Here is a 26,796-nt window from a genome sequence, read left to right as displayed (position 1 = left end):
GGGTTGCGCACGAGACCGGCCCGGTATCGGGTGGAGACATGGACGTCAACGAGATCCTCGCGCAATTCGACCGGGACATCCGGCAGCGGCCGCAGGAGGGGCCCGGCGCCGTGGTCGAGCGCGAGCCGGGCGTGGTGCGCGTGGTCGGCGCGGCCGACGGGTGGACCGGCATCACCTGGTCCGGGCTCGGCGGGCTGGACGCCGACGCGGTCATCGCGGCGCAGATCCGCCGCTTCGCCGACGCCGGCCTGCCGTGGGAGTGGAAGTTGTACTCGCACGACGAGCCGGCCGACCTGGCCGACCGCCTCCTGGACGCCGGCTTCGAGCCCGGGCCGGCCGAGGCGCTGCTCGTCGCCGAGGTGGGCGTGCTGCCCCAGGACGCCGCGCCGCCCGACGGGGTACGCCTGGTGCCCGTCACCGACGCCGACGGCGCCGAGCTCGTGGTCCGCATCCACGACGAGGTCTTCGGCGGCGACCACTCCGCCATCGGGCGGACCCTGCTCGCCCAGCCCGACGAGGTGAAGGCCGTCGTCGCCCTGGCCGGCGACCGCCCGATCTGCGCCGGGCGGGTCGAGCTGCACCGCGGTACCGAGTTCGCCAGTCTCTGGGGCGGCGGCACCGCGCCGGAGTGGCGGGGCCGCGGGGTGTTCCGGGCCGTCGTGGCCTACCGGGCCGCCCAGGCCGCCGCGGCCGGCTTCCGCTACCTGCAGGTCGACGCGACCGACGACAGCAGCCCGATCCTGCAGCGGCTCGGCTTCCGCCGGCTGGCCACCACGACACCGTTCGTGCACGGCTGATGCACCGCTCGCGACTCTTCGCCGTCGTCATCGACGTCGCCGCGCCCGAACGCCCGGCCGCGGAGTCGTTCTGGGCCGGCGCCCTCGGGGCCGAGGCGGCCGTCGAACCGCACGAGCCGCAGTTCACCAGCCTGGCCGGCGGCCTGATCTACGCGGCCCTGCAGGAGATCGAGGGCGAGGCGCGGTACCACCTCGACTTCGAGACGGACGACCTCGACGCCGAGGTGGCCCGCCTGACCGCGCTCGGCGCCGAGCCCGTGCGCCGCTGGCTGGACTGCCACGTGCTGCGCGCCCCGGGCGGCCACCTGCTGTGCGTGATCCCGGTCCACGACCACGCCGCCTTCGAGGCGGGCGCGCGCACCTGGCACTAGGCCCTGTCCCGTGGATCTTTGGTGAGGTCTACCGCACCGCCTGCCCTGCACCGGAGCGGCACGCCGGACAACCGCAAGGATGAGGACATGGACGAGGTGACGATCCGCGACCGGGAACCACGCGACCTGCAGCTGTGCGTCGACCTGCTCGCCGACGTGCATCGCCTCGATGGCTACCCGCTGAACTGGCCGGACGATCCGCACCGATGGCTTTGCCCGCCCGGCATGTTGCACGCATCGATCGCCACGACGGGCGGCGCCGCCGTGGTAGGACACGTCGCTGTACACGCCGCTCCCGTCCCGTCGGGAGACCACGGTCCAACACCGCCGTCCGCCGAGCTCGGCCGCCTGTTCGTCGCGCCCGCATTCCGCCGGGACCACGTCGCGACCAGGCTGCTGCAGCAGGCGCGACGATGGGCCGCCGACCACCACACCGATCTGACGCTGGAGGTCGTCGCAAGCCAACGGTCGGCGGCCATCGCACTGTACGAGAGCACCGGTTGGCAGCACCTTCACACCACGACGGCGAACTGGACCACCCCGGACGGCAGCCCTGTCATGCTACGCCGTTACACGCTCCACCAAGATCCACGAGACGGGGCCTAGGACCGCCGGTAGTGGCGCAGGATCAGGGTGCCCGCGCACGCGAGCACCACGACGCCGAAGCCGGCGCCGAGGAACGGGTTCACGGTGGACAGCGCGGCATTGAGCACAGCCGCGACAGCGAGGGTCAGCCAGAGCATCCGGTTCTTCGTCATGCCGACGACGCTATGGCCGTGCCGGCACCGGGTCGATGCCGTGCACTGGACGACCGGGGTACAGCAGGCTGTACTGATCGACCGGGCCGGATCGGCGACCGGCAAGATCTCAGCGACGGGTGTCGCTCTCGCCTGCTTGTTCATGCTCGGGCGCGGCGCCGTAGATTCTGAGGGGGTGTGGGTGGAGTGGAGCTCCCCCACCGCGAGCGCAGCGAGCTAGGAGGACAGCACGTGGCTCAACCGCGGCGGCTTCGCGTTGCGCTCGACGCGCTCGAGCGGCTCGTCGGCGGGCTCGGCACCGCGTTCCTGGCGCTCATCGCGCTCGTGACCACCGCGGTCACGGTGCTCGCCTGTGTTGCCGGTGTCGGGCTGGTGCTGCTGCCGTTCGCGCTGCGGCTGCTGCGCGTCGTCGCCGACCGCGAGCGCGACCGGCTCTCCAGGACCGGGCCGGAACTGCTGGGCCACCTGCCCGCGCCGACCCGGCTGCGCGACGCCGTCGCCGACCGCGCGGTGCGGCGCGAGGTGGCCTGGGCCGCGGTACACGGGACGGCCGGGCTCTTTCTCGGTGTCTTCGCCATCGCGCTGCCGGTCAACGTGCTGCGCGACGGCTCGTTCCCGCTGTGGTGGCGGCTCCTCCCGCCCGACGGGGCCACCTCCTCGATCGGCTTCCCGCTGGTCCACGACAACCGCGGGGCCCTGGTCGTGTCCGCCCTCGCGCTCGTGTGGCTGTTCCTGGTCTTCTACGCCACGCCGCTGATGGCCCGCCTCCAGGAGGCGCCCGGGCGCCTGCTGCTCGCCCCCGCGCCCGGCACCGACCTGATGCTGCGCGTCGCCGAACTGACCGCGACCCGGGCCGCCGCCCTCGACGCCCACGCCACCGAGCTGCGCCGCATCGAGCGCGCCCTGCACGACGGCACCCAGAACCGCATCGTGGCCGTCAACGTGCTGCTCGGCGCGGCCCGGCGGGCGGTGGCCAAGAACCCGGAGCGCGCCGACGAGATCCTGGAGCGGGCCCAGGGCGCGGCCGAGGCGGCCCTGGCCGACCTGCGCGCCGTGGTCCGCACGATCCTGCCGCCGGTGCTCACCGACCGCAGCCTGCCCGACGCGCTGCGCTCCCTCGCCGCCAACTGCGCCGTGCCGGTCGACGTCGACGCGGAGCTGCCGGTGCGCTGCGCGGCTTCGGTGGAGGCGACGGCGTACTTCGTCGCCGCCGAGGCCCTCACCAACGTCGCCAAGCACAGCGGGGCCGAGCACGCCACGCTGCGCCTGCGCCGCACCGGCGACCGCCTGCACCTGACCATCGCCGACGACGGGCACGGCGGGGCGGACGAGCAGGGCGGCTCCGGCCTGACCGGCATCCGCCAGCGCGCCGCGGCCCACGACGGCACCGTGGAACTGACCAGCCCGACGGGCGGCCCGACCATCCTGAAAGTGAGCATCCCGTGCGGATCGTGATCGCCGAGGACGACGCGTTGCTCCGGGAGGGGCTCGCGATGCTGCTGCGCGCGGAGGACCTCGACGTCGTCGCCACCACCGACAACCCGACCACCTTCCTCGCCGCCGTCGACGAGCACGCGCCCGACGTGGCAATCGTGGACGTGCGCATGCCCCCGACCCACACGGACGAGGGCATCGTGGCCGCGGTCGAGGCGCGCCGCCGCCGGCCGGACCTCGCGGTGCTGGTGCTGTCGGCGTACGTCGAGCAGGCCTTCGCCACCGATCTGCTCGCGGTCGGCGGTTCGCGCCTGGGGTACCTGCTCAAGGAGCGCGTCGGCCGTGTCGAGGAGTTCCTGACCGCCCTGCACCGCGTCGCCGGCGGCGGCACCGCGATCGACCCGGACGTCGTCGCCCAGCTGCTCAGCCGCAGCCGCCCCGGCGCGCGCCTGGAGCGGCTCAGCGCCCGCGAGCGCGAGGTCCTCGCCCTGATGGCGGAGGGCCTCGGCAACACCGCCATCGCCGAGCGCCTCTTCGTCACCGAGGGCGCCGTGCACAAGCACATCCGCAGCATCTTCGCCAAGCTCGAGCTGGCGCCGGACGACCGCACCGACCGCCGCGTGGCCGCCGTCCTGCACTACCTCGAGGCCGCCTGAGGAGCCCTACGTCAGGCGCCGGATCGCGGCGTGCAGCTCGGCCTGGGTGATCGGGCCGGCCTCGCCGCCCCGGGCCTCGCTCATCGCCTTGTCGAGCTGGGCGCGGCGCAGGGCCTCCTTGAGGTCGGCGCCGGTCAGCCCGGCCGCCGCGGCCGCGAGCTCGTCGAGGTTCACGTCGTCGGCGAACATGCGGAATCCGGGCGTCTCGTGCCGCGCGATCAGGGCCCGGATCTGCCGGCCGAGGATCGCCGCCCGCGCCCGCGCGCCCGGGGCGGGCACCGAGAGCTTCAGGTCGAAACGCCCGGAGCGCACCAGCGAGGCGTCGACGCGGTCGGGGAAGTTCGTCGTCGCCACCACGATGACGTTCGGGTTGGCCTCGATGAGCGTGTTCATCTCCTGCTTGAAGATGCCGGCCACCGCGTTGATCATCTGGCCGGCGGCGTCGAAGGCGGCGCCCGTGTAGCTGATGATCGAGTCGAACTCGTCGAACAGCAGGATCGTCGGGCGGCGCAGGCCGCGGGCCTCGGTGAAGATCCGCTGGATGTTCTTCTCCGAGTTGCCGACCCACTTGTCGAGGATCTCCGGCGTGCGGATCTCGCGCAGGTCGGCGCCGATCTCGTTGGCCAGGGCCTGGGCGAGCATGGTCTTGCCGGTGCCGGGCGGGCCGTAGAGGAGGATGCCCTGCGGCCGGGTGGCGCCCCAGCGGGCCATCACCTCCGGGTGGCGGAACGACACGGCGACGTCGCGGAACTGCGCCACCACGTCCTCGAGGCCGCCCACGTCGTCGAGGCGTACGCCCTCGGGACCGGCGCCGGACCCGGCCGCGGGGCTCACGGTCACCGGCCCGTCGGCGCCGGTGAGCTGCATGATCGCGAGGACGAGGGCGGCCAGCGAGGCGGAGCGCAGGACCAGGTCGGGGCCGTCCTCCAGCACGCTGACCTGCGGATCGTCGACGTCGGCGGGGCGGGCCGGCCGGTTGCTGCGCGCGATCCCGACCGCGATGATCGTGCCCAGCACCGCCCCGGGCAGCCCGAGCAGGCGGAACAGGGCCCCGCCGGCCGCGCCGCCCGCGAACACCTTCGCGAAGGCGGGCAGGCTGAACGCCCCGCGCACCCAGCGGGCGCGGAACCCGTCACCCTCGACGACGATCTCGACCCCGCGGTTGGGCAGGTCGTGCCCGACCACGTCACCCGCGGTGAGCAGGTGCGCGTCGATGATGCGCACCACCCGCCCGCCGGCGTCGACGACCTCCACCGCGGGCCGCAGCTCCATATCGACCATGTGTTCGAGTCTGCCACGGCCCACCTGAACTGGCTCGTTAACGTTTCGCTGGCCGTGGAGCGTTCCAACGGCATGGATGACTTCGCCGAGTTCGTCACGGCCCGGTCGGCGGCGCTGCTGCGCACCGCGTGGCTGCTGACCGGCGACGACCGCGCGGCCGAGGACCTCCTCCAGACCGCGCTCGCGGCGGCGTGGCGGCGCTGGCGCCGGGTCGCGGCGGGGTCCAACCCGGAGGCGTACGTGCGCAAGATCCTGCTCACCACGTATCTGAGCTGGCGCCGGCGCCGCTGGCGGGCCGAGGTGCCGACCGCCGAGCTGCCGGAGCCGGCGGCGCGCGGCGACCACGCGGCCTCGGTTAGCGACCGGGACGCGGTCCGGCGGGCCCTGGCTCGGCTGAGCCGCCAGCAGCGCGCGGTGGTCGTCCTGCGGTACGCCCACGACTGCTCGGTCACGGCGACGGCGGCGCTGGTGGGCTGCTCCGAGGCCACGGTCCGGGTCCAGTCCCACCGGGCGCTGGCCGCCCTGCGCGCCGACGCCGATCTCCGGCTGGACCAGCCCGAACGAAGGGAGCCGATCCGATGAGTGACCTGACCCCGCCGGAGCGCGCGCTGCGCGACCGCCTGCAGTCCGCGGTACCCGAGCTGCCGACGCCCCCCGACCGCCTGGCCGCGGTGCGCACCCGGGTCCGCCGCACCCGCTACCTGACGACGGCGGCCGCGGCGGCCACGCTGGCGGTCATCCTGCTTGCGGCCGCGGCTGCCCGGTCGAAGACGACGACGCCCGACGTGCCGGCCGGGCCCGATGCGGGCCCGTGCGCGGCGGTGCCCACGCCGGTGCGCCGGAGCCCGCACCCGGACCTCCCGGGCGACCTCGTGCCGGTCGGCGCGGTCTCGGTGACCCGCTGCGAGACGCGCGGGTCCGCCGACCCGACCCCGACCCGCGGCGGGGCCCGCACGCTCGCGGAGCCGCGCACCCTGACGGCGGGCGTGGACCAGGTGGTGCGCGAGGCGAACGCCCTGCCGCCGGCCCCGGCCGACGCACGCTGCCGGCTGATCGGCTACCCGACGGACGTGACCCTGGTGTTCGGCTACCCGGACGGCCACACCGTCGTGGTGCTCGTCGACCGCAACTGCGAAACGCTGTCGACGAACGAGCGGACGCGGGCCGGCCTGCGCCCCCTGGACGTCTTCGAGGCGCGGTGGCGGCTGCACGTCGTCATGCCCGGCCTGGCGCCGAGCTGACACGATTCCGGCTACACCCTCGCCGGACCGGACAAAACGCGGATACTGGACATGATCGCGGAAGCCGTTCGAATGGTCTGGACATGAAACATCCCCGGAGTACTGTCCCGGGGATACGAGAGGGGTGTCATGCTCGATCGGTTCAACGGCCTCGCGCCCGAGGCCGCCGAGGAGGCCCTGCTCGCCTGCTGCGCGTCGCCCGGGTGGGCCGCCCGCGTGGCCGCCGCGCGGCCCTATCAGACGCCCGCCGACCTGGTCGTGTGCGGCGTGACGGCATTCGACGAGCTCGGCTGGGCCGAGTTGCAGCGCGTCCTGGCCGCGCATCCGCGGATCGGGCAGCGACCCTCCGGCGGCGGTACCGACGCCGAGTGGTCCCGCCGTGAGCAGTCCGGGGTCGAGGGCGCCGACGAGGATCTGGCCCGGGCCAACGACGCCTACGAGCGCCGCTTCGGGCACCTGTTCCTGATCTTCGCCACCGGCAAGTCGGCCGCCGAGGTGCTCGCGGACGCGCGCGGGCGGCTGGGCAACGACGAGGAGACCGAGCGCGTGGTCGTCCGCGGCGAGCTGCGCAAGATCGTCGAGCTCCGCCTGGAACGCTTGGCGGAATCGGTGGCTGCATGAGCGGCCCGGAGCGAAGCGGAGGGGCCGCTCACCAGAGGCGCAGGTTCGGCTCAGGCGGCCGGAGCGAAGCGGAGGCTGCATGAGCTTATCGACCCACGTGCTCGACACCGCCCGTGGCATTCCCGCCGCGGGCGTGCCCATCCGGCTGGAGACGGCCGGGCACATCCTCGTCGGCGACGGGCTCACCGACGCCGACGGGCGGCTGCGCTGGGAGGACGTCGGCCCGGGCCGCTACCGGCTGGTCATCGACACCGCCGCCTACCTCGGCCCCGACGCCTTCTTTCCCGAGGTGTCGATCGTGTTCACCGTCGCCGAACCGCGCCACCACCACGTGCCGCTGCTGCTGAGCCCGTTCGGGTACTCGACCTACCGGGGGAGCTGAGCGCGTGCCGACCTTCGAGCTGGGCCCGAACCAGTACGGCAAGGCCGAGACGCGCCTGGTGCGCGTCGAGCGCGGCGCCGACGGCGACCGGCTGACCGACCTCAACGTGAGCGTGGCCCTGCGCGGCGACCTCGCCGCCAGCCACCTGACCGGCGACAACGCGGCCGTGCTGCCGACCGACACGCAGAAGAACACGGTCTACGCCTTCGCCCGCGAGTTCGGCGTCGCGAGCATCGAGGCGTTCGCCGCCCGGCTCGCCGAGCACTTCGTCGCCTCGCAGCCGTCGATCCACGCGGCCCGGGTCGCCATCCAGCAGTACCCCTGGCAGAGCGTCGACGGCCGGCACTCCTTCCGTCGCGAGGGGGGCGAGGTCCGCACCGCCACCGTCCACCATGGACCCCACGGCACCCAGGTCGTCTCCGGCATCGGCGGGCTCGTGCTGCTCAAGACCACCGACTCGGAGTTCCACGGGTACGTCAAGGACCGCTACACCACGCTGCCCGAGACCCGCGACCGCATCCTCGCCACCTCCGTCGACGCCACCTGGCGGTGCGCCGAGGGGTTCACGGATCCCCGGCCCGCCCGGGAGGCCCTGGTCGAGGCGTTCGCCGACACCTACAGCTACGCGCTGCAGCAGACCCTGTTCGCGATGGGCTCACGGGTGCTGGAGCGCTGCCCGGACGTCGTCGAGGTGAAGCTCTCGCTGCCCAACCGGCACCACTTCCTGGTCGACCTGGCGCCGTTCGGCCTGGACAACCCGAACGAGGTCTACTACGCGGCCGACCGGCCCTACGGGCTCATCGAGGGCGTCGTGCGCCGCGACGGCGCCGCGGTGCCGCAGGAGGTCGCATGGACTTTCTGAGGCCGTCGACCTGGGACGAGGCGCTCGCGGCCAAGGCCGAGCACCCCGGCGCGGTGCCGATCGCGGGCGGCACCGACGTGATGGTCGAGCTGAACTTCGACCGCCGCCGCCCGCCCGCGCTGCTGGACCTGACCCGCGTCGGCGCGCTGGCCGAGTGGGGCGCCGACGGGGGCGTGCTGCGGATCGGGGCCGGGGTGACGTACCGCCGCATCATCGACGAGCTCGGCGGGCGCCTGCCGGGTCTGGCCATGGCTGCCCGCACGGTGGGCTCCCCGCAGATCCGCAACCGGGGCACGGTCGGCGGCAACCTCGGCTCGGCCTCCCCGGCCGGCGACGCCCACCCGCCGCTGCTCGCCACCGGCGCCGAGATCGAGGTCGCCTCGGTGCGCGGCGCCCGGCGCATCCCCGCGGCCGAGTTCTTCGCCGGCCCCAAGCGCAGCGCCCTGGCCCCCGACGAGCTCATCGCCGCGTTCCGCGTGCCGCCCGCGGCCGGCGCGCAGCAGTTCGCCAAGGTCGGCACCCGCAACGCGATGGTGATCGCGGTGTGCTCGTTCGCCCTGGCCCTGGACCCGCAGCGGCGTACCGCGGGGACCGGGATCGGCTCGGCCGGCCCGACCCCGCTGCGGGCCGCCGCGGCGGAGGAGTTCGCGGCCGAGCTGCCGTGGGAGTCGCGCGGGCCGCTGCCGGAGCCGATGGTGGCGCGCTTCGGCGAGCTCGTCGCGGCCGCGGCCCGCCCGATCGACGACGTGCGGGGCAGCGCCGCGTACCGCCGGCACGCCCTGTCGGTCCTGGGCGGACGGACGCTGCGGTGGGCATGGGAGGAGTACCGATGCGGCTGAACGTGTCCGTGAACGGCGAGGAACGCACCGCCGACGACGTCTGGCCGGGCGAGAGCCTGCTGTACGTGCTGCGCGAGCGGCTCGGCCTGCCCGGCGCCAAGAACGCCTGCGAGCAGGGGGAGTGCGGGTCCTGCACGGTGTACCTCGACGGCACCCCGGTCTGCGCCTGCCTGGTCGCCGCCGGGCAGGCCGAGGGGCGGGCGGTGCGCACCGTCGAGGGCCTCGCCGGGGGCGACGCGCTGCACCCGATCCAGCAGGCGTTCCTCGCCGCCGGCGCGGTCCAGTGCGGGTTCTGCACCCCCGGGCTCATCGTGGCCGTCCACGACCTGCTGGAGCGCAACCCGCACCCGAGCGACCCGGACATCCGCGAGGCGCTGGCCGGCAACCTGTGCCGCTGCACCGGGTACGAGCACATCGTCGCGGCGGTGCGCACGGCGGCCGGGCAATGATCGTCATCGAGGGCTGCGCGGTCGCGACAGTCGACGCGGCCGGCACCGAGCACGCCGACGGGCACGTCGTCGTGGACGGCGACCGGATCGTGGCGGTGGGGGCCGGCCCCTACCGGGGCGACGCGAGCGCGACGCGGGTCGACGGCCGCGGCTGCCTGGCCACCCCGGGGCTGGTCAACACCCACCACCACCTCTACCAGTGGGCCACCCGCGGCTACGCGCAGCAGGAGATCCTCTTCGGCTGGCTCAAGGAGCTGTACCCCGTCTGGGCCCGCATCGACGCCGGCACCGTGCACGCCGCCGCGGCCGCGGGCCTGGCCCAGCTGGCCCTCACCGGGTGCACGACGAGCACCGACCACCATTACGTGTTCCCGCGCGGCGCCGGCGACCTGCTCGCGGCCGAGATCGAGGCGGCCGCCGCCGTCGGGCTGCGCTTCCACCCGTGCCGCGGCTCCATGGACCTCTCGGAGAAGGACGGCGGCCTGCCGCCCGACTCGGTCGTGGAGGACACCGACGCCGCGCTCGCCGCCACCAAGGAGGCGATCGACCGGTACCACGACCCGGCGCCCGGGGCCATGGTGCGCATCGCGGTCGCGCCGTGCAGCCCGTTCTCGGTCACCCCGCGGCTGATGCGGGAGGCGGCCGACCTGGCCCGGTCCGAGGGCGTGCGGCTGCACACCCACCTCGCCGAGACGGTCGAGGAGGAGCGGTACTGCCAGGAGGTCCACGGGTGCACGCCGGTGCAGTACGCCGAGGACCTCGGCTGGCTCGGCGACGACGTCTGGCTCGCCCACGCCGTACACCTCGACGCCGCCGCGATCGCCCGGCTCGCCGCGACCGGCACCGGCGTCGCCCACTGCCCGAGCTCCAACGGGCGCCTCGGGGCCGGCATCGCCCCGGTCCGCGACCTGCTCGACGCCCGGGTGCCGGTCGGCCTCGGCGTCGACGGCGCCGCCTCCCAGGAGGCCGGCGAGCTCGGCGCGGAGCTGCGCCAGGCGCTGTACCTGGCCCGGCTGCGCGGCGGCCCGGCCGCCCTGACCGCGCGGGAGTCCCTCGCGCTGGGCACCATCGGCGGGGCCCGCTGCCTCGGCCGGGACGGCGAGCTCGGCTCGCTCGAGCCGGGCAAGCTCGCCGACATCGCGCTGTGGCGCCTCGACGGGCTCGGCCACGCCGGCATCGAGGACCCCGTCGCCGCCCTCGTCTTCGGCCCGGCCGCCCCGCTGCGCCTGCTGCTGGTCGGCGGCCGCGCGGTCGTGCAGGACGGTGCGCTGTCCACAGTGGACGCGACGGTACTGGCCGCCGGCCTGGCCCGGGCGGCGAGGAGGCTGCGGTGACCGTATCCACGAAGGCCACGAGCGGTATCGGTACCTCACCGGCCCGGCCCGACGGCACGCTCAAGGTCACCGGCGAGTTCGCGTTCTCATCCGACCTCTGGGCCGACCGGATGCTGTGGGGCGCGACGCTGCGCAGCCCCCACCCGCGCGCCCGGATCGCCGCGATCGACATCACCGGGGCCCTGACGCTGCCGGGCGTGCACGCCGTGCTCACCGCCGGCGACGTGCCCGGGGCCAAGCACTACGGGCTGGAGCACCGCGACCAGCCGGTGCTCGCCATCGGCCAGGTCCGCTACGCCGGCGAGCCGGTCGCCATCGTCGCCGCCGACCACCCCGAGACCGCCCGGCGGGCCGCGGCGCGCATCGCGGTCGAGTACGAGGTGCTGGCGCCCGTCGTGGACAGCGAGGCCGCCCTCGACCCGGCGACCGAGCGCGTGCACGAGGCCGGCAACCTGCTGCGGCACGTGCCGATCCGCAAGGGCCCGCAGGACGTCACCGCGCCGGTCGTGGTCACCGGCGAGTACGAGGTCGGCATGCAGGACCAGGCGTTCCTCGGCCCCGAGTCAGGCCTCGCGATCCCGGCCGAGGACGGCGGCGTCGACCTGTTCATCGCGACCCAGTGGCTGCACGGCGACCTCGCCCAGGTCGCCGACTGCCTCGGCCTGCCGCACGACAAGGTCCGGCTCAGCCTGGCCGGGGTCGGCGGCGCGTTCGGCGGCCGCGAGGACGTCTCCATGCAGGTCCACGCGTGCATGCTGGCCCTGCACACCGGCCGGCCGGTGAAGATGGTGTACTCCCGCGAGGAGTCGTTCTTCGGCCACGTGCACCGGCACCCGGCCCGCCTCGCCTACGAGCACGGCGCCGACGAGACCGGCCGGCTCCTCTACGTGCGGGCCCGCATCGTGCTCGACGGCGGCGCCTACGCGTCCACGTCGATGGCCGTCGTCGCCAACGCCAGCACGCTCGGCGTCGGGCCCTACCGGGTGCCCAGCGTCACCGTGGACGGGTACGCGGTCTACACCAACAACCCGCCGTGCGGCGCGATGCGGGGCTTCGGGGCGGTCCAGGCCTGCTTCGCGTACGAGTCCCAGATGGACAAGCTCGCCGCCGCCCTCGGCCTCGACCCGGTGGAGCTGCGCGCCCGCAACGCCCTCGAGCCCGGCGACACCATGCCCACCGGCCAGGTCGTCACCGGCCCCGCGCCCGTCGCCGACCTGCTGCGCCGGGTCCGCGACCGCCCGGCGCCGGAACCGGCGCGCGACGACCTGCGCGAGCGGCCCGGCGGCGTCGCCAACACCACCCACGGCGAGGGCGTGCGCCGGGGCGTCGGCTACGGCATCGGCATCAAGAACGTCGGCTTCTCCGAGGGCTTCGACGACTACTCCACCGCCCGCGTGCGCCTGGAGGTGGTCGGCGGCGAGCCGGCCGCGGTCGTGCACACCGCCGCCGCCGAGGTCGGCCAGGGGCTGGTGACGGTGCTGGCGCAGATCGTGCGGACCGAGCTCGGGGTGGACCGGGTGACCGTGGCCACCGCGGACACGACGATCGGCAGCGCCGGATCGTCGTCGGCGTCGCGGCAGACGTACGTCACCGGCGGCGCGGTCAAGGCGGCCTGCGAGGCGGTGCGCCGCGAGCTGGAGCGCCGCGACGCCGACATCCTCGTGGCCCTGGACGCCGGCCCGATCGACGAGACCGTCGAGTGGCGGCACAAGCCCACCTTCCCGCTCGACCCGCACACCGGGCAGGGCCACGCCCACGTCCAGTACGCCTTCGCCGCGCACCGGGCCACCGTCGACGTCGACGTGGAGCTCGGGCTGGTGCGGGTGGTGGAGATCGCCACCGCCCAGGACGTCGGCCGGGCGCTGCACCCGCAGTCGGTGCGCGGCCAGATCGCCGGCGGCACCGCGCAGGGCCTCGGGCTCGCGGTGATGGAGGAGATCCAGGTCGTGGACGGGCTCATCCGCAACCCGTCGTTCACCGACTACCTGATCCCCACCATCCTGGACGTGCCGCCGATGCTCATCGACGTGCTGGAGCTGGGCGACCCCGAGGCGCCGTACGGGCTGCGCGGCGTCGGCGAGCCCCCGACCATCTCGTCCACCCCGGCGATCGTCGCCGCGATCCGCGCCGCCACCGGCCTGCCGCTGGTGCGGGTGCCGGTGCGGCCCGAACACCTGACGGGCACCTGAGATGGCGCTCTCGGAGCGGGACCTCGACGAGCTGCGGGCGCGGGCCGAGCACCTGGACCGGCTCCTGCTGCCCGGCCAGGTGGAGGAGCCGCCGGCCCGGCAGCCCGTGCACACCGTCTACGTGCCCGCCTCGTCGTTCACGGCCGGGACCCTGGTCGACTGGGGCAACGAGGCCCGGATCCTGGTCCGCGACCACGGGCGCCCGCCGTTCCCGGACGACGTCGTGGAGCTGGTGCTGGCCAAGCTCATGACCGAGCCGATCGAGGACCTGCGGGTCGACTTCGAGGACGGGTACGGCCGCCGCGGCGACGACGAGGAGGACGCTGACGCGACCGGGGCCGGGGCCGCCCTGCGCGCGGACCCGCCGGCGTTCTCCGGCCTGCGGTCCAAGAGCCTCGAGCCGGATACGGTACTGCGGGCCGCCCGCACGATCGACCGGTTCCTGGAGGCGCTGGGCCCCCCGCCGGACAACTTCGTCATCACGTTCCCGAAGGCCACCTCGGCCGCGTACGCCGACGCCGCCGTGCTGCTGTGCCGGCAGCTGGAGCACGCGCACGGCCTGGCCGAGGGCACGCTGCGCTTCGAGCTGCAGGTCGAGACCCCGCAGGTCATCATCGGCGCCGACGGCCGCAGCCCGCTGCCGGAGATGATCGTCCGTTCCCAGGGGCGGCTCGCCGGCCTGCACTACGGCACCTACGACTACAGCACCGCGCTCGGGATCGCCCCGACGTACCAGAGCCTCGAGCACCCGGTCGCCGACCACGCCAAGTCCGTCATGCAGGCGGCCGCGGCCGGCACCGGGGTACACGTCGCCGACGGCTCCACCAACGTCCTGCCCACCGGCACCACCCAGGAGGTGCACCGCGCCTGGGCCCTGCACGCCCGGCTGGTGCGCCGGAGCCTGGAGCGCGGCATCTACCAGGGCTGGGACCTGCACCCCGGGCACCTGGTGACCCGCTGGGGAGCCACGTTCGAGTTCTTCCGCGACGGCGTCGACGAGGCCGTCCACCGCCTCGCCCACTACCTGGGCCGCCGCACGCGCGGGCACCTCGACGAGCCGGCGACCGCGCGGGCCATGGCCCGGTTCCTGCTGCGCGGCCTGCACTGCGGCGCCCTGCGCCCCGGCGACGTGCGCCACCCCGTCGAGGTGCTGGAGGCCCTGTGACCTTCTCGCTGCGCTCCCGCCAGGTCTACCTGCCCGGCGGCCCGCGGGCCGCGACCGTGACCGTCCACGATGGACGGATCGCCGCGGTCGGGGACCACGGGTCCGAGGTGGACGGGCCCGTGATCGACCTGGAGGGGCTGGCGCTGCTGCCCGGCCTGGTCGACACGCACGTGCACGTCAACGAGCCCGGCCGCACCGAGTGGGAGGGGTTCGCCACCGCGACCCGGGCGGCCGCCGCCGGCGGGGTGACCACGATCGTCGACATGCCGCTGAACTCGCTGCCGCCGACCACGACGGTCGCGGCCCTGCGCGAGAAGCAGGCCGCCGCGCGGGGCCGGTGCCACGTCGACGTGGGCTTCTGGGGCGGCGCGGTGCCCGGCAACGCCGCCGACCTCGTCCCGCTGCACGAGGCCGGCGTCCTGGGCTTCAAGAGCTTCCTCGCCGACTCCGGCGTGCCCGAGTTCCCGCCGCTGGACCGGGCCGGGCTGGCCGAGGCGTTCGCCGCGGTCGACGCGCTGTTCATCGTCCACGCCGAGGACCCGGCCCGCCTGCATGCCGCCCGCCCGTCGCGCGCCTACGCCGACTTCCTCGCCTCCCGCCCGGCCGCGGCCGAGGTGTCGGCGGTCGACACGGCCCTGGACACCGCCCGCGCGACCGGCCGCCGGGTCCACATCCTGCACCTGTCGGCCGCCGACGCGCTCGGGTCGCTGCGCCGCGCCCGCGCCGAGGGCGTCCGCGCCACCGCCGAGACGTGCCCGCACTACCTCACCCTCGACGCCGGGGCGGTCCCGGACGGGGCGACGGAGTTCAAGTGCTGCCCGCCGATCCGCGACACCGGCAACCAGGACCGGCTGTGGGGCGGGCTCGCCGACGGCACCATCGGCATCATCGTGTCCGACCACTCGCCGTCGACGCCCGAGCTCAAGCGCCGCGACTCCGGCGACTTCGCCGCGGCCTGGGGCGGGATCGCGTCGCTGCAGCTGGGCCTGCCGGCGGTCTGGACGGCCGCCCGCGAGCGCGGCTTCACCCTGGCCGACGTGGTCCGCTGGATGTCCGCGGGCCCGGCCGACCTGGTCGGGCTGCGCCGCAAGGGCCGCATCGCGCCCGGCGCCGACGCGGACCTGGTGGCGTTCGACCCGACGGCGACCTTCGTGGTCGACCCGGCCGCCCTGCACCACCGCCACCCCGTGACCCCGTACGCCACTCGCGAGCTGATCGGCGCCGTCCGCACGACCTGGCTGCGCGGGGAGCCGGTCGGGGCGGAAGCGAACGGCCGTTTCCTGCTCCGGGAGGATGCCCAGTGACGTTCACCGACCTCACCGACCTGGCCTCGCGCGCGCTCGGCGGCGGCGTGGTGGCCGCCAACGACGAGTTCTTCGCGGCGATGGACAACCTCGTCAACCCCGAGCCGTCCGAGTTCGAGACGTGGACCTACGGGCCGAAGGGCAAGGTCTACGACGGCTGGGAGACGCGCCGGCGCCGCTCGCCCGGCCACGACTGGGCCGTCGTCCGCCTGGGCGCGCCCGGCCGCATCCACGGCGTGGTGGTCGACACCGCGCACTTCACCGGCAACTACCCGCCGTTCGTCGCCGTCGAGGCCGCGGAGGTGCCCGGCCACCCGTCCCCGGCCGAGTTGGAGGCGGCGGCCTGGACCGGGCTGGTGCCCCGGTCCCCGGTGCGCGGCGACCACCGCAACCACTTCCCGGTCGCCGACGAGGCCCGCTACACCCACGTGCGCCTGAACATCTACCCCGACGGCGGCGTCGCCCGGCTCCGCGTGCACGGCGAGGTGCGGCCCGACCCGGCCCTGCTGCACGGCCTGACCGTGAACCTGGCCGCGCTGGAGCTCGGCGCGGTGGTCGCCGGCTGCAGCGACATGTTCTACGGCTCGCCCGGCAACCTGCTGCTGCCGGACCGCTCGCGGCAGATGAGCGAGGGCTGGGAGACCGCGCGCCGCCGCGAGCCCGGCAACGAGTGGGTGCTGGTCCGCCTGGCCGCCGCGGGGTGCATCCGCCTGGCCGAGCTGGACACCACCCACTTCAAGGGCAACGCCCCCGGCGAGGCTTCGCTGCGGGCCACGGACGACCCGGCGAGCGAGGCGGCGTGGTTCGACCTCCTGCCGCGCACCCCCACGCAGCCGGACACCCGCCACCACTTCCGGCTGGACTCGCCGCGGCCGGCGACCCACGTGCGGCTGGACATCTACCCGGACGGCGGCATGTCCCGGCTGCGCCTGTGGGGCGAGACCGCCTGAGGGCTACAGGCCGGTGTAGACGCCGTCGTGGTACACCAGCGGCGTCGCCTCGGCGTCGTCGTGGTGCTCGGCGTGCACGGGCGCGGCGATGACGATGACGTGGTCGCCGGCCTCGACCTGCTTGACCACCCGGCAGATGAGCACGGCCAGGGGAGCGCCCAGCAGCGGCACGCCGCCGGGCCCCGCGCGCCACGGGCCGGTGCGCTCGTAGGCGGCGAACCGGTCGATGCCGGGCGTGGCGAAGATGCGGGCCACCGGCTCCTGGTCGGCGGTCAGCACGTGCACGGCGACGGCCGGGGCGGCACTGATGGCCGGGCGCGCGGACGCCGCCTTGGCCACGCAGAACGACACCAGCGGCGGGTCGAGCGACACGGAGGTGAACGACGTCGCCGTGAACCCGACCGGCCCGGCCGCGGTCACCACGACTACGGCGGCCGCGTGCCGCCGCAGCACCCGGCGGAACAGACCCGAGTCGATGGCGGCGGTGGTCACGCCTCCACCCTACCCACCGGTAGGGGCGTCAATCCGGGGGAGCCGCAGCCGCAGGGACGGGTGGGCGTGGCGGGCGAAGCCCATCCGCTCGTACATCGGCCGGCCGTCGGGGGAGGCGACCAGGTGCACCATCGACACGGCGCGGAGCTCGAACCAGGCCAGCAGGGCGTCCAGGCAGGCGGCGGAGAGGCCCCGGCGGCGGTACGCCGCGTCGGTGGCCACGTTGAAGACGTAACCGACGCGACCGTCCGGGTTGCCCGGCGCGCCCAGCCGCTCCTCGATGGTGCCCACCGCGCACGCGGCCAGGCCGGGGCCGTCGGGCCGGTCGGCCACGAACGCGGCCAGGGTGGCGTCCGGGTCGGGCACCGGCAGGCGGCGGCGGAGCGCGGCCGCGGAGCGCTCCGACCACTCGCCGGGCGGGGTGGGCACGCCGTCCATCGCCTCCAGCATCACGATCCGCAGCCGGACGAGCTCGTCGGTGTCCGCGGGGCCGGCCCGCCGCACGTTGATCTCCACGGGCCGAAGGTACCGCCGGTTGGGCCGCCGCCCGCGCGGTACCCGGGGAGTGCGTGAGGCGAGGGGGCCCGGCGGGCCCCCTGCGCTCAGCTCTTCTTGACGCCCTTGCCGCTGCGGAACAGCTTCACCATGCCGGCGAAGAACCGCTCCATCTCCGAGCCGAACGGGTTGTCGCTCACCACGTAGGTCCAGGTCGCGCTCGGCCGGACCAGGCCCGCGTCCTCCGGCTCCCAGTCCGGGCCGTCGATCTCGATCTCCTCGAACTCGGCGACCGTGCGGTTGTCGATCTCGGCCAGCAGGCCGCGGAACGCCGGGATCGCCTCGCGGTGGAACTCGTCCAGCGGGTCCTGCGAGCCCAGCACCCGCAGGTGGATGCCCTCGCGCAGCTCGCTCATGTCGGCCAGGTGCTCCGACCAGGCCTGGTCGGCGTGGAACAGGGCGATCACGCGGGCGATGCGCAGCAGCGTCTCCTCGCCGTGCTCCTCCGCGAGCTCGTTGTACTTGTCCGGCGACCGCTCGGCGAGCAGCTCGCCGGCCGAGTCGGTGGTGAGCAGCTCCTCGCGCCGCTTGCCGTGCAGCTGGCGGTGCTGGTCGAGCAGGTAGTTGTACCGCCACGTGTTGCGGTGGATCTCCAGGTTGACGGTCTCGGCGACCCGCTGGGCGGAGCCGATGGCCCAGCGCACGTCCTCGTCCTCGATCGCGCCCTCGGCGTCAGCCTGCCCCATCGGCATCGGCTCGGGGCCGTACCGCTGGACCAGCTCGTCCTCGAGCGAGACGAAGAACATCGACTCGCCCGGGTCGCCCTGCCGGCCGGCGCGGCCGCGCAGCTGGTCGTCGATGCGGCGGGAGTCGTTGCGGGCCGTGCCGATGACGAACAGCCCGCCGAGCTCGGCGACCCGCTCGCGCTCCTTCTCGTCGCTGCCGCCGAGGCGGATGTCGACGCCGCGGCCGGTCATCTGCGTGGAGACCGTCACCGCGCCGGCCGCGCCGGCCTCGGCCACGATCGCCGCCTCCGCCTCGTCGTTCTTGGCGTTGAGGACCACGCACTCCACGCCCTCCTCGCCGAGGGTGGCGGCGAGGCGCTCCGACTCGGCGACGCTCAGCGTGCCGATCAGCACCGGGCGGCCGGTGGCGTGCATCGCGACGATCTCGGCGACCACGGCGATGTCGCGCTCCTCGGCCGAGGCGTAGACGCGGTCGGGCCAGTCCTTGCGGATGTTGGGCAGGTGCGGCGGGATGACCGCGACCTCGAGCTTGTAGAACTCCCGCAGCTGGTCGCCGACCGGGATGGCCGTGCCCGTCATGCCGCAGATCCGCTTGTACTGCGTCAGGAAGGCCTGGACCGTGATGGTCTGCAGCACCGTGCCGCCGCCGCTGGAGCGGATCTTCTCCTTGGCCTCGACCGCGGCCTGCAGCCCGTCGGGCCAGCGCCGCCGCTGGGCCACGCGGCCGCGGAACTCGTCGATGAGCTCGACCCGCTCGTCGCGCACGATGTAGTCGACGTCGCGGGCCAGCAGCGCCTCGGCGTGCAGCGCCAGGTTGACCGCGGTCAGGGTGTCGACGTTGTCCTCGGCGTAGAGGTCGAGGTCGAGGGCGGACTCGACCTTCGCCAGGCCCTGCGTGGTCAGGTGGGCGGTGCGGCCCTCGTCGACGACCTCGTAGTCCCGGTCGCGGTGCAGCCCGCCGATGATCTCGGCGAGCGCGATCGGCTGCTCCTCGCCGGCGATGGTGGACCCGGCCAGCACCAGCGGCACCCGGGCCTCGTCGATCAGGATCGAGTCGGCCTCGTCGACGATGACCGTGGCGAACTCGCGGTGCACGCGGTCCTCGGTGTTCGTGACGATCGAGTCGCGCAGCAGGTCGAAGCCGGCCTCGCTGACCGAGACGTAGGTGATGTCCTGCGCGTAGGCCGTGCGCCGCTCGTCGGGCGTCGAGGACTCGTTGACCCACCCGACGGTGAGGTCGAGCAGCTCGTAGACCGGGCGCATCCACTCGGCGTCGCGGCGAGCCAGGTAGTCGTTGACGGTGATGACGTGCACCGGCCCCTGGGCGGCGTAGCCGGCGGCGGCGATCGCGGCGGTCAGGGTCTTGCCCTCACCGGTGGCCATCTCGACGACGTGCCCGGCCAGCAGCACCTGGGCGCCGAGCAGCTGCACGTCGTAGGGCCGCTCGTCCAGGGCCCGCTTGGCCGCCTCACGGCCGAGCGCGCACGCCTCGACGAAGTCCTGGGGATCGTCGCGCTGGTGCAGAGCCGTGCTGGCGGCACGAAGCTCGTCGTCGGTGAGCTCTGACAGCTCGGCCTCGCGCTTCTCGATCTCCGGCAGCAGGGCGCGCATCGGCTCGAGGTCGATCGTGGTGCCCACCTGCTCCTGCAGCTTGCGGCGCCACGTGTTGAATTTGCTCACCAAACCCATGCCGAACACGATACGTCGCCCGCGGCCGGGACTGTGCGCCCCATCACGCCCCATCTCGAGACCGGTAGAAATCGGTTGAAAGTTTCGGCGCCAGCGGCACGATGGTGGGCATGCTGAGCGTTGACGTCGATCGGTTCGTGCGGGACGGGTTCGTCAAGATCGATGCGGCGGTACCGGCGGAGGTCGCCCGGCAGTGCACCGAGCTGCTCTGGGCCGAGATCGACGCCGAGCCGGACGACCCCGCGACCTGGACGAGGCCGGTGTACTGGGTCGGCGGCATGGCGCAGGAGCCGTTCCGGGCGGCCGCGAACCAGCCGGTGCTGCTCGACGCCTTCGACGCGCTCGTCGGCCCGGGCCGGTGGCACCCGCGCGACTCGATCGGGTCATTCCCGCTGCGCTTCCCGCACGACGAGGAGCCCGACGACGCCGGGTGGCACATCGAGGGCAGCTTCACGCCGCCCGGCGAGTCCGGGTTCTGGGCCAACGTGCACTCGCGGGACCGGGCGCTGCTCCTGCTGTTCCTGTTCACCGACGTCGACGAGCGCAACGCCCCGACGCGGGTGCGGGTCGGCTCGCACATGGACATGCCGCCGCTGCTGGCCCCGTTCGGGGAGCGCGGCGCGCCGATCATGGAGATCGGGGCGCGGATCGACGCCGCGTCCGCGCACCGGGAGCAGGTGCTGGCGACCGGGACGGCCGGCGACGTGTACCTCTGCCACCCCTTCCTCGTCCACGCGGCCCAGCCCCACCACGGCGACCGGCCCCGGTTCCTGGCCCAGCCGCCGCTGCTCCCGGCGGAGCCCTACCCGACCGCGGGCCCGGTCGCGGAGACCATCCGGGCCGCGCTGCGCTGAGCGCGAGGCAGTATTGATTCCGTGGAACAGTCAGTCGCGGCGCTGAGCGCGCTCGTCGGCAAGGGCGGGGTGCTCGTGCTCAGCGGCGCGGGCCTGTCGACGGAGTCGGGCATCCCCGACTACCGGGGCCCGAGCGGGGCGCGGCGCAACGCCCAGCCGATGACCTACCAGACGTTCACCCGCGACCCGATCGCGCGGCGGCGGTACTGGGCCCGCAGCCACCTCGGCTGGCGCACCATCGCGCGGGCCGCGCCCAACGCCGGGCACCACGCCGTCGGGCGGCTGCAGGGGCTGGGCCTGCTCACCGGCGTCATCACGCAGAACGTCGACGGGCTGCACCAGGCCGGCGGCGCGGACGGCGTCGTCGAGCTGCACGGCGCCCTCGACCGCGTGGTCTGCCTCGGCTGCGGCGAGCTCTCCGCGCGGGCCGAGCTCGACGCCCGCCTCGGCGCGGCCAACGCCGGCTACGCGGCGGTCGCGGGCGGCGTCAACCCCGACGGCGACGTCGACCTCACCGACGAGCAGGCGGCCGGCTTCGTGGTCGTGGACTGCACGGGCTGCGGCGGGATGCTCAAGCCCGACGTCGTGTTCTTCGGCGAGAGCGTGCCGGCGCCGCGGGTGCAGGCCTGCTTCGAGCTCGTCGAGCGCTCGGCCGCGCTGGTCGTGCTCGGCTCCTCGCTGACCGTGATGTCGGGCCGCCGGTTCGTGGTGCGCGCGGCGAAGCTCGGCCTGCCGGTCGCCATCGTCAACCAGGGTCCGACGCGCGGCGACACGCTCGCCGGGCTCCTGCTCGACGCGCCGCTCGGCGCGGTCCTGTCGCGGGTGGCCTGGGACCTACGCAACTGAGCGGGCGGCCGACCAGACCGACAGCGCCAGCCGCACCAGCTCCGCGTTGCCGGCCACGGGCGCCCCGTCCGGGCCGGTGAGGGTGTCCTCGAGCCCGATCCGCGTCGGCAGCCCGAGCCGCCCGGCCAGCTCCACCATCGGCCAGCACAGCGCCCCCTCGCCGTGCAGCAGCCGCTCGGCGGTCACCCCGGCCTCGTCCAGCCGGGCCAGGACCGCGAGCGGGTCCACGCCGGGCCGCATGATCTCCACGAGCACCCGCGGCACCTCGTCCGCGATCGACAGCGCCCCGGCGTCCTCGGGGGTCCAGACCCCGGCCTCGACCGCGACGCCGAGCTCGCCCAGCGTGGCGGCGAGCGCGGTGAACCCGGGCTCGGAGACGTTCACCGAGGCAAAATCCGGGAGTTGGTACCGCGGCAGCCCCGCCCACGCCGCGACCGCCGCCTGCCGCGCGGTCGCGTCCCGCCCGGTGATCCACAGCCCCGTGGTGACCCCGACCGGCGTGGCGGGGCAGGTCCGGCACACCGCCGCGACCGCCGCGCCCACGTCGGCCGCCGCGAGCGACTCGGCGCCGGTGTCGTCGCGCGGGTGCAGGTGCACGGCCTCGGCCCCGGCCGCGACCGAGCGCTGCGCGGCCCCGGCGAGCTCGGCGGGGGAGCAGGGCAGGGCCGGGTGCTCGCCGGGCGCACGGCCGCCGTTCAGCGCCGCCTTGAGCCTGGCGATTGGGGACATCACCGGACAACTGTGGCGCTTCGGGCGGTCGCCCGCAAGATCGGCACACCGGGTGTCAGCCCGACGGAACCGGGGAAACGGCCGCAGACATGCAGTTCCCCGGCGCCTGGGGCAGGGCCGGGGAACGCGGGGACCGCAGTGTGCGAGGGTGTCAGAGTTCGAGATCGAGTTCGGTCTGCGTGGTGACCGGCTCGGAGTGGGCCGGCCGATAGGTCCAGACGCCGCCCGCGACGCCGAGGGCGCAGATCGCCAGCACCGTCCCGAAGACGCTGTGGGCGGCCAGGCCGATGACGGCGCCGACGATTGCCGCTATGGCGATGGCCACCGAGGTCACGCGGCGGGGCGTGATCCGGCGAGTCATGGCCCGGTTGAATCCGTTGACGAAGCGCGTGTCGCTGCGCAACGCGGCTTCGATGTCTGCGAGCCGCTTCTGCTCGCTCTCGCTGAGCATGACGCCCAACCTCCTCCGACGGGCCTGCCCGGTGCGCGACGTGTACCCGTTGCGCTCGATCGTCACACACAAAGCGCCGCTGTGGGTTGGCCAGTTGACGCCAAGTGGAATTTCGCAGGTCAGCGCCGTGGCGTTATGCGGCATTTGTCGGAAAGGGCGACCTGCGAAAGATGTCGGCGTATGCCATTCTCGACGGCGAATGGCGCGCAATGCGTGCGTGAACTTTGGATGGCTCGTGCAGTGGCATGGGGGAGGACAGGGACCGTGGACCCGAGCAGGCAGTGGCAGCAGCCCGATCCGAGCGGCGGTGGCTATGGCCAGCCCCAGCCGGGCGGTTACCCGCAGCAGCCACCGCCGTACGGGCCGCCCCAGCCTCAGGCGCAGCCGCCGTACGGGCCGCCGCAGCCGCAGTACCCGCCCCAGCCGCAGTACCCGCCCCAGCAGTACCCCCAGCAACAGCCTCCGGCCGCCCAGCCCTACTCCGCGGTGCCCTACGCGTCGCAGCAGTACAGCGCCCCGCCGGCCTACCAGCCGCCGCCGGCGTACCCGCAGCAGCCGGCCTACCCGACGTCCGCGCCGCCCCTGCCGGACGGCGGCTCCGGGCGGCGCAACCGGTTCTTCCCCGCCCTCATCATCAGCTCGGTGCTGCTCGTGGTCGTCGTGGTCGCCATCGTCGTGGTCGCGCTGAACCGCAAGCCCGACACCCCGAGCACCCCGCAGGCAGGCGCCTCCCAGACCGGCCCGGTCGACAAGTGCCTCGTCGGCAAGTGGAAGCAGACCTCCTACCAGAAGGTCGTCGATCTCAGCGGGACCGACACCGCCAAGCGCGGGAACCTGTCCAAGGTCAAGATGAGCGGCGGCGGCAAGATCTGGGAGATCAAGGACGACGGCAGCGCCATCGAGGACGACACCAGCACGGTGTACAGCGGCAAGACCGACGACGGCCGGACCGTCACCGCCACCTGGGCCGGCCGCACCGAGTGGAAGGTCTCCACGAAGGACGGCGTGCTGTCCTACGCCGGCGGCGAGGCCACCACGGTCGTGACGGTCAGCGTCGACGGCGTCCAGGCCGGCCGCATCCAGCTCGAGCCCAACCTCGACCCCACGACGTACACCTGCAACGCCGACATCTGGCGGACGTCGAGCAAGGACAACCCGGACGACTTCTCGCGCTACGACAGGCAGAAGTAAGAACCGGTTGATCTCCCCCCATCGGGGGTACTGCCGTGGCATGGCGCAGTGGATAACGCAAGTCGGTGAGCGTGCGCGGACGCGGCTGAGCACGGCGCGGCAGATCCCGCCGTTCGCCGGGCCCGTGGAGGTGCGGCCGGCGTCCACTGTGGAGGACGGCATCCCCCGCGGCATCAAGGTCGCGGGGGCCTGGGCCTGGCGGATCGTGCTGTTCATCCTGGCCGCGTACCTGCTGCTGCGCCTCGTCGCCGCGCTGCGCCTGATGGTCATCCCGGTCGTCGTGGCGATCCTGCTCGCCGCGCTGCTCGAGCCCGTGGCCGGCGGGCTGCGCCGGCGGGGGGTGCACCGGTCGCTGGCCGCCGCGATCGTGCTGGTCGGCGGCCTCATCGTGGTCTTCGGCGGCCTGGGCGGGATCGTCTACACGTTCATCGCCCAGTTCGACAACCTCTCCGGCCGGGTGGGCGAGGGCCTCGGCGAGATCCAGCGCTGGCTCGCCAATGGGCCCCTGCACATCTCCGAGAAGCAGCTCAGCGACATGATGAGCTCGCTGCAGAAGCAGTTCACGTCCAACCGCGGCACGCTGACCTCCGGCGCCCTGAGCACCGCGACCACCCTCGGCGAGGTGCTCACCGGCTTCTTCCTGGTGCTGTTCACGCTGTTCTTCTTCCTGCGCGACGGCGGGCAGATCTGGTCGTTCCTGTGCCGGCTGCTGCCCCGCCAGGCCCAGCTGCCGCTCGCGCGGGCCGGGCACTACTCCTGGTACACCCTCGTCTCCTATGTCCGGGCCACGGTGCTCGTCGCGTTCGTCGACGCGCTCGGCATCGGCATCGGCCTCACCGTGCTGCGCGTCCCCCTCGCGCTGCCGCTGGCCGCCCTGGTCTTCCTCGGCGCGTTCATCCCGGTCGTCGGGGCCACGCTGTCCGGGGCGGTCGCGATCCTCGTCGCGCTCGTGACCAACGGGCCGGTCAGCGCGCTGCTCGTGCTCGCCGTCGTCATCGCGGTACAGCAGCTGGAGGGCCACGTCCTGCAGCCGCTGATCATGGGGCGGGCCGTCGCCCTGCACCCGCTGGCGGTGATCCTCGCGATCACGACGGGCGTGGTGGCGGCCGGGATCGTCGGCGGCCTCGTCGCGGTCCCGCTGCTCGCGGTCGGCAACACCGCCGTCCGGTACCTCGCCGAGCACCCCCGGGGCGAGCCCGCCGACGAGGACGGGCCGCCCGGCACCGAGTCGACGGATGAGGATGAGCAGCGGCGGGAGAAGGCGGAGGAGAACGCGGAACACGCGTCCGACCCGTCCGATCCCACGGCGGCGAGTAGCGTCGAAGCGGAGATCGAGAATCAGTGAGGAGCGAGCACCATGCCGTTGTCCGGTGAGTACGAGCCGAGCCCGTCCGACTGGTCCCGCGAGCAGGTCGAGCTGTTCGAGCGCACGAACGGGGCCGAGGGCAACACCATGCGGGGGCGGCCCGTCATCGTGCTGACGTCGCTCGGCGCCAAGTCGGGCAAGGTCCGCAAGACGCCGCTCATGCGGGTGGAGCACGACGGGGAGTACGCCGTGGTCGCCTCGCTCGGCGGCGCGGCCAAGCACCCGGTCTGGTACCACAACCTCGTCGCCCACCCGCACGTCGAGCTGCAGGACGGGCCGGTCAAGCGCGACTACACCGCCCGCGAGGTGACCGGCGAGGAGAAGGAGCTGTGGTGGAAGCGCGCCACGGAGACCTGGCCGGACTACGCGGAGTACCAGAAGAAGACCGATCGGCAGATCCCCGTCTTCGTGCTGGCCCCGCAGTCTTGACCGACCATCCGGTCCTGCTGACGCTGCTGGCGATGCAGCGGCAGAACTGGGAGCAGGGCGTGGCGATCCACGCCCTGCTCGACCGCGGCGAGACCGGGCTGGCCGCGCGCCTGGCCCGCGACGCGGCCGTGCACCAGAGCCCCGACGGCCGCCTGGGCACCATCGGCGGCGAGCGCGGCTCGGTCAACTCGGCCGCCATCTACGAGGGTGCGGTGCTCCTGGACTCGCCCGACGCCGCTCGCCGCCAGCTGGACTGGATCGTCGAGCGGGCCCCGCGCGCCGCCGACGGCACCCTCTACCACCTGCTGGACGCGCCCGAGTGCTGGGCCGACTCGGTCTACATGCTCGTGCCGATGCTCGCCTTCGCGGGCCGGCCCGACCTGGCGCTGGCGCAGGCCGAGGGCCACCGCGCCCGGCTGTGCCGCGACGGGCTCTACGCCGCCGCCGACACCCGCCCGCAGCTCTGGGGCACCGGCAGCGGCTGGGTCGCCGCCGGGCTCGCGCGGGCCATCCGGCACGCGCCCGAGCTGGCCGCGCCGCTGGCCGGGCACGCCCGCGAGGTCATCGACGCCTGCCTGCGGTACCGGCGCCGCGACGGCCTGTTCGGCGACGTTCTCGACGACCCGGACTCCTTCCGCGAGGCGAACCTGGCGCAGATGCTCGCCTACGCGGCCTTCACCGGCGTTGCCGGCGGCTGGCTGCCGGACTCCTACGCGGCCGTGGCCGGCTCCCTGCGCGCGGCCGTCGAGCCCCTCGTGGTCGACGGGCTCGTCACCTCGGTCTGCGGCGCCCCCACCTTCGACCGCCCCGGCACCTCGGCCGAGGCGCAGGCGTTCTACCTGCTCGCGGAGGCCGCGGCCGGCTGAGGTTTGGCG

The 26,796-nt window shown here is 74.3% G+C and carries 30 protein-coding genes; 23 read left to right on the top strand and 7 right to left on the bottom strand.

Annotated features, from left to right (window positions below; genetic code table 11):
* Positions 1-38: 38 nt before the first annotated feature.
* The 3 genes from AB0B76_RS50030 (at position 39) to AB0B76_RS50020 (ending at position 1,774) form a co-directional block, all read left to right on the top strand.
* On the top strand, positions 39-797 hold the full coding sequence (locus tag AB0B76_RS50030; RefSeq protein WP_360390524.1) for a GNAT family N-acetyltransferase: 759 nt from the start codon (positions 39-41) through the stop codon (positions 795-797).
* Positions 797-1,168: a VOC family protein gene (locus tag AB0B76_RS50025; RefSeq protein WP_360390521.1), complete on the top strand. Its 372-nt coding sequence runs from the start codon at positions 797-799 to the stop codon at positions 1,166-1,168. The genes AB0B76_RS50030 and AB0B76_RS50025 overlap by 1 nt, the downstream gene beginning before the upstream one ends.
* A gap of 87 nt (positions 1,169-1,255) precedes the next feature.
* Positions 1,256-1,774, top strand: coding sequence for a GNAT family N-acetyltransferase (locus AB0B76_RS50020; RefSeq protein WP_360390518.1), 519 nt, complete (start codon positions 1,256-1,258; stop codon positions 1,772-1,774).
* Here AB0B76_RS50020 and AB0B76_RS50015 read toward each other — a convergent pair.
* A complete protein-coding gene (locus AB0B76_RS50015) occupies positions 1,771-1,926 on the bottom strand; it encodes a hypothetical protein (protein WP_360390516.1) in 156 nt (51 codons plus the stop codon). The two genes, AB0B76_RS50020 and AB0B76_RS50015, sit on opposite strands and share 4 nt — an antisense overlap.
* 231 nt (positions 1,927-2,157) lie before the next feature.
* On the opposite strand from AB0B76_RS50015, the gene AB0B76_RS50010 reads away from it, so the two are divergent.
* Both AB0B76_RS50010 and AB0B76_RS50005 read left to right on the top strand, forming a co-directional pair.
* Positions 2,158-3,381 carry a sensor domain-containing protein gene (locus AB0B76_RS50010; RefSeq protein WP_360390513.1) on the top strand — a complete coding sequence of 408 codons (1,224 nt, stop codon included), beginning with the start codon at positions 2,158-2,160 and terminating at the stop codon, positions 3,379-3,381.
* Positions 3,369-4,016 carry a response regulator transcription factor gene (locus AB0B76_RS50005; protein ID WP_360390511.1) on the top strand — a complete coding sequence of 216 codons (648 nt, stop codon included), beginning with the start codon at positions 3,369-3,371 and terminating at the stop codon, positions 4,014-4,016. Before AB0B76_RS50010 ends, AB0B76_RS50005 begins: the two co-directional genes overlap by 13 nt.
* Positions 4,017-4,022: 6 nt before the next feature.
* Here the strand turns inward: AB0B76_RS50005 and AB0B76_RS50000 are convergent, their stop codons facing one another.
* Entirely contained in the window at positions 4,023-5,297 is a 1,275-nt protein-coding gene (locus AB0B76_RS50000; RefSeq protein WP_360390509.1) for an ATP-binding protein, read from the bottom strand.
* A 54-nt stretch (positions 5,298-5,351) separates the two neighbouring features.
* Here AB0B76_RS50000 and AB0B76_RS49995 point away from each other — a divergent pair, with 54 nt between their 5' ends.
* The 12 genes from AB0B76_RS49995 (at position 5,352) to alc (ending at position 16,633) form a co-directional block, all read left to right on the top strand.
* Entirely contained in the window at positions 5,352-5,879 is a 528-nt protein-coding gene (locus AB0B76_RS49995; protein ID WP_360390506.1) for a SigE family RNA polymerase sigma factor, read from the top strand.
* Entirely contained in the window at positions 5,876-6,538 is a 663-nt protein-coding gene (locus AB0B76_RS49990; protein WP_360390503.1) for a hypothetical protein, read from the top strand. The genes AB0B76_RS49995 and AB0B76_RS49990 overlap by 4 nt, the downstream gene beginning before the upstream one ends.
* Before the next feature lie 129 nt (positions 6,539-6,667).
* On the top strand, positions 6,668-7,159 hold the full coding sequence (gene uraD / locus AB0B76_RS49985; RefSeq protein ID WP_360390500.1) for a 2-oxo-4-hydroxy-4-carboxy-5-ureidoimidazoline decarboxylase: 492 nt from the start codon (positions 6,668-6,670) through the stop codon (positions 7,157-7,159).
* 79 nt (positions 7,160-7,238) lie between these two features.
* Positions 7,239-7,541, top strand: coding sequence for a hydroxyisourate hydrolase (gene uraH, locus AB0B76_RS49980; protein WP_360390497.1), 303 nt, complete (start codon positions 7,239-7,241; stop codon positions 7,539-7,541).
* A gap of 4 nt (positions 7,542-7,545) precedes the next feature.
* The gene (pucL, locus tag AB0B76_RS49975; RefSeq protein WP_360390494.1) at positions 7,546-8,403 is read left to right on the top strand and encodes a factor-independent urate hydroxylase; all 858 of its coding nucleotides are present in this window, start codon (positions 7,546-7,548) and stop codon (positions 8,401-8,403) included.
* Complete coding sequence (locus AB0B76_RS49970) at positions 8,391-9,242, top strand: FAD binding domain-containing protein (protein WP_360390491.1); 852 nt, start codon at positions 8,391-8,393, stop codon at positions 9,240-9,242. The genes pucL and AB0B76_RS49970 overlap by 13 nt, the downstream gene beginning before the upstream one ends.
* Positions 9,233-9,691: a (2Fe-2S)-binding protein gene (locus AB0B76_RS49965; RefSeq protein ID WP_360390488.1), complete on the top strand. Its 459-nt coding sequence runs from the start codon at positions 9,233-9,235 to the stop codon at positions 9,689-9,691. The genes AB0B76_RS49970 and AB0B76_RS49965 overlap by 10 nt, the downstream gene beginning before the upstream one ends.
* Positions 9,688-11,025, top strand: coding sequence for an 8-oxoguanine deaminase (locus AB0B76_RS49960; RefSeq protein ID WP_360390486.1), 1,338 nt, complete (start codon positions 9,688-9,690; stop codon positions 11,023-11,025). Before AB0B76_RS49965 ends, AB0B76_RS49960 begins: the two co-directional genes overlap by 4 nt.
* Positions 11,022-13,214 carry a molybdopterin cofactor-binding domain-containing protein gene (locus tag AB0B76_RS49955; protein WP_360390483.1) on the top strand — a complete coding sequence of 731 codons (2,193 nt, stop codon included), beginning with the start codon at positions 11,022-11,024 and terminating at the stop codon, positions 13,212-13,214. The genes AB0B76_RS49960 and AB0B76_RS49955 overlap by 4 nt, the downstream gene beginning before the upstream one ends.
* 1 nt (position 13,215) lies before the next feature.
* A complete protein-coding gene (locus tag AB0B76_RS49950; protein ID WP_360390480.1) occupies positions 13,216-14,379 on the top strand; it encodes a hypothetical protein in 1,164 nt (387 codons plus the stop codon).
* A complete protein-coding gene (gene allB, locus AB0B76_RS49945; RefSeq protein ID WP_360390478.1) occupies positions 14,376-15,683 on the top strand; it encodes an allantoinase AllB in 1,308 nt (435 codons plus the stop codon). Before AB0B76_RS49950 ends, allB begins: the two co-directional genes overlap by 4 nt.
* Positions 15,680-16,633 carry an allantoicase gene (gene alc / locus AB0B76_RS49940; protein WP_360390476.1) on the top strand — a complete coding sequence of 318 codons (954 nt, stop codon included), beginning with the start codon at positions 15,680-15,682 and terminating at the stop codon, positions 16,631-16,633. The genes allB and alc overlap by 4 nt, the downstream gene beginning before the upstream one ends.
* A 3-nt stretch (positions 16,634-16,636) precedes the next feature.
* Here alc and AB0B76_RS49935 read toward each other — a convergent pair whose 3' ends face one another.
* The 3 genes from AB0B76_RS49935 to secA2 all read right to left on the bottom strand — a co-directional run bounded on the left by AB0B76_RS49935 (position 16,637) and on the right by secA2 (position 20,055).
* Complete coding sequence (locus tag AB0B76_RS49935; protein ID WP_360390474.1) at positions 16,637-17,125, bottom strand: flavin reductase family protein; 489 nt, start codon at positions 17,123-17,125, stop codon at positions 16,637-16,639.
* Positions 17,126-17,134: 9 nt separating this feature from the next.
* Positions 17,135-17,641, bottom strand: a complete 507-nt coding sequence (locus AB0B76_RS49930) for a GNAT family N-acetyltransferase (RefSeq protein ID WP_360390471.1) — start codon at positions 17,639-17,641, stop codon at positions 17,135-17,137.
* Positions 17,642-17,727: 86 nt separating this feature from the next.
* Entirely contained in the window at positions 17,728-20,055 is a 2,328-nt protein-coding gene (gene secA2 / locus AB0B76_RS49925; protein ID WP_360390468.1) for an accessory Sec system translocase SecA2, read from the bottom strand.
* Between the two features lie 110 nt (positions 20,056-20,165).
* On the opposite strand from secA2, the gene AB0B76_RS49920 reads away from it, so the two are divergent.
* Together AB0B76_RS49920 and AB0B76_RS49915 are read left to right on the top strand one after the other, a co-directional pair.
* Entirely contained in the window at positions 20,166-20,909 is a 744-nt protein-coding gene (locus tag AB0B76_RS49920; RefSeq protein ID WP_360390465.1) for a phytanoyl-CoA dioxygenase family protein, read from the top strand.
* 21 nt (positions 20,910-20,930) lie between these two features.
* Positions 20,931-21,755, top strand: a complete 825-nt coding sequence (locus AB0B76_RS49915) for an NAD-dependent protein deacetylase (protein ID WP_360390462.1) — start codon at positions 20,931-20,933, stop codon at positions 21,753-21,755.
* On the opposite strand, the gene AB0B76_RS49910 is transcribed toward AB0B76_RS49915, so the two are convergent.
* Together AB0B76_RS49910 and AB0B76_RS49905 are read right to left on the bottom strand one after the other, a co-directional pair.
* On the bottom strand, positions 21,744-22,484 hold the full coding sequence (locus tag AB0B76_RS49910; RefSeq protein WP_360390586.1) for a 3-keto-5-aminohexanoate cleavage protein: 741 nt from the start codon (positions 22,482-22,484) through the stop codon (positions 21,744-21,746). The genes AB0B76_RS49915 and AB0B76_RS49910 overlap by 12 nt on opposite strands.
* Before the next feature lie 151 nt (positions 22,485-22,635).
* The gene (locus tag AB0B76_RS49905) at positions 22,636-22,935 is read right to left on the bottom strand and encodes a DUF3040 domain-containing protein (protein ID WP_360390459.1); all 300 of its coding nucleotides are present in this window, start codon (positions 22,933-22,935) and stop codon (positions 22,636-22,638) included.
* A 264-nt stretch (positions 22,936-23,199) separates the two neighbouring features.
* On the opposite strand from AB0B76_RS49905, the gene AB0B76_RS49900 reads away from it, so the two are divergent.
* Genes AB0B76_RS49900 through AB0B76_RS49885 form a run of 4 tightly spaced genes read left to right on the top strand, consistent with a single transcriptional unit; the run spans position 23,200 to position 26,787 of the window.
* Positions 23,200-24,126, top strand: a complete 927-nt coding sequence (locus AB0B76_RS49900) for a hypothetical protein (RefSeq protein WP_360390457.1) — start codon at positions 23,200-23,202, stop codon at positions 24,124-24,126.
* A gap of 40 nt (positions 24,127-24,166) precedes the next feature.
* Positions 24,167-25,471 carry an AI-2E family transporter gene (locus AB0B76_RS49895; protein WP_360390454.1) on the top strand — a complete coding sequence of 435 codons (1,305 nt, stop codon included), beginning with the start codon at positions 24,167-24,169 and terminating at the stop codon, positions 25,469-25,471.
* 12 nt (positions 25,472-25,483) lie between these two features.
* A complete protein-coding gene (locus AB0B76_RS49890) occupies positions 25,484-25,921 on the top strand; it encodes a nitroreductase family deazaflavin-dependent oxidoreductase (RefSeq protein WP_360390451.1) in 438 nt (145 codons plus the stop codon).
* A complete protein-coding gene (locus AB0B76_RS49885; protein WP_360390449.1) occupies positions 25,918-26,787 on the top strand; it encodes a glycoside hydrolase family 88 protein in 870 nt (289 codons plus the stop codon). The genes AB0B76_RS49890 and AB0B76_RS49885 overlap by 4 nt, the downstream gene beginning before the upstream one ends.
* Positions 26,788-26,796: the final 9 nt, after the last annotated feature.

The sequence above is a fragment of the Dactylosporangium sp. NPDC049140 genome (assembly GCF_040648435.1).
The sequence above is the reverse complement of the archived record's forward strand: the minus strand, read 5'-3'. Positions and strand labels throughout refer to the sequence as shown.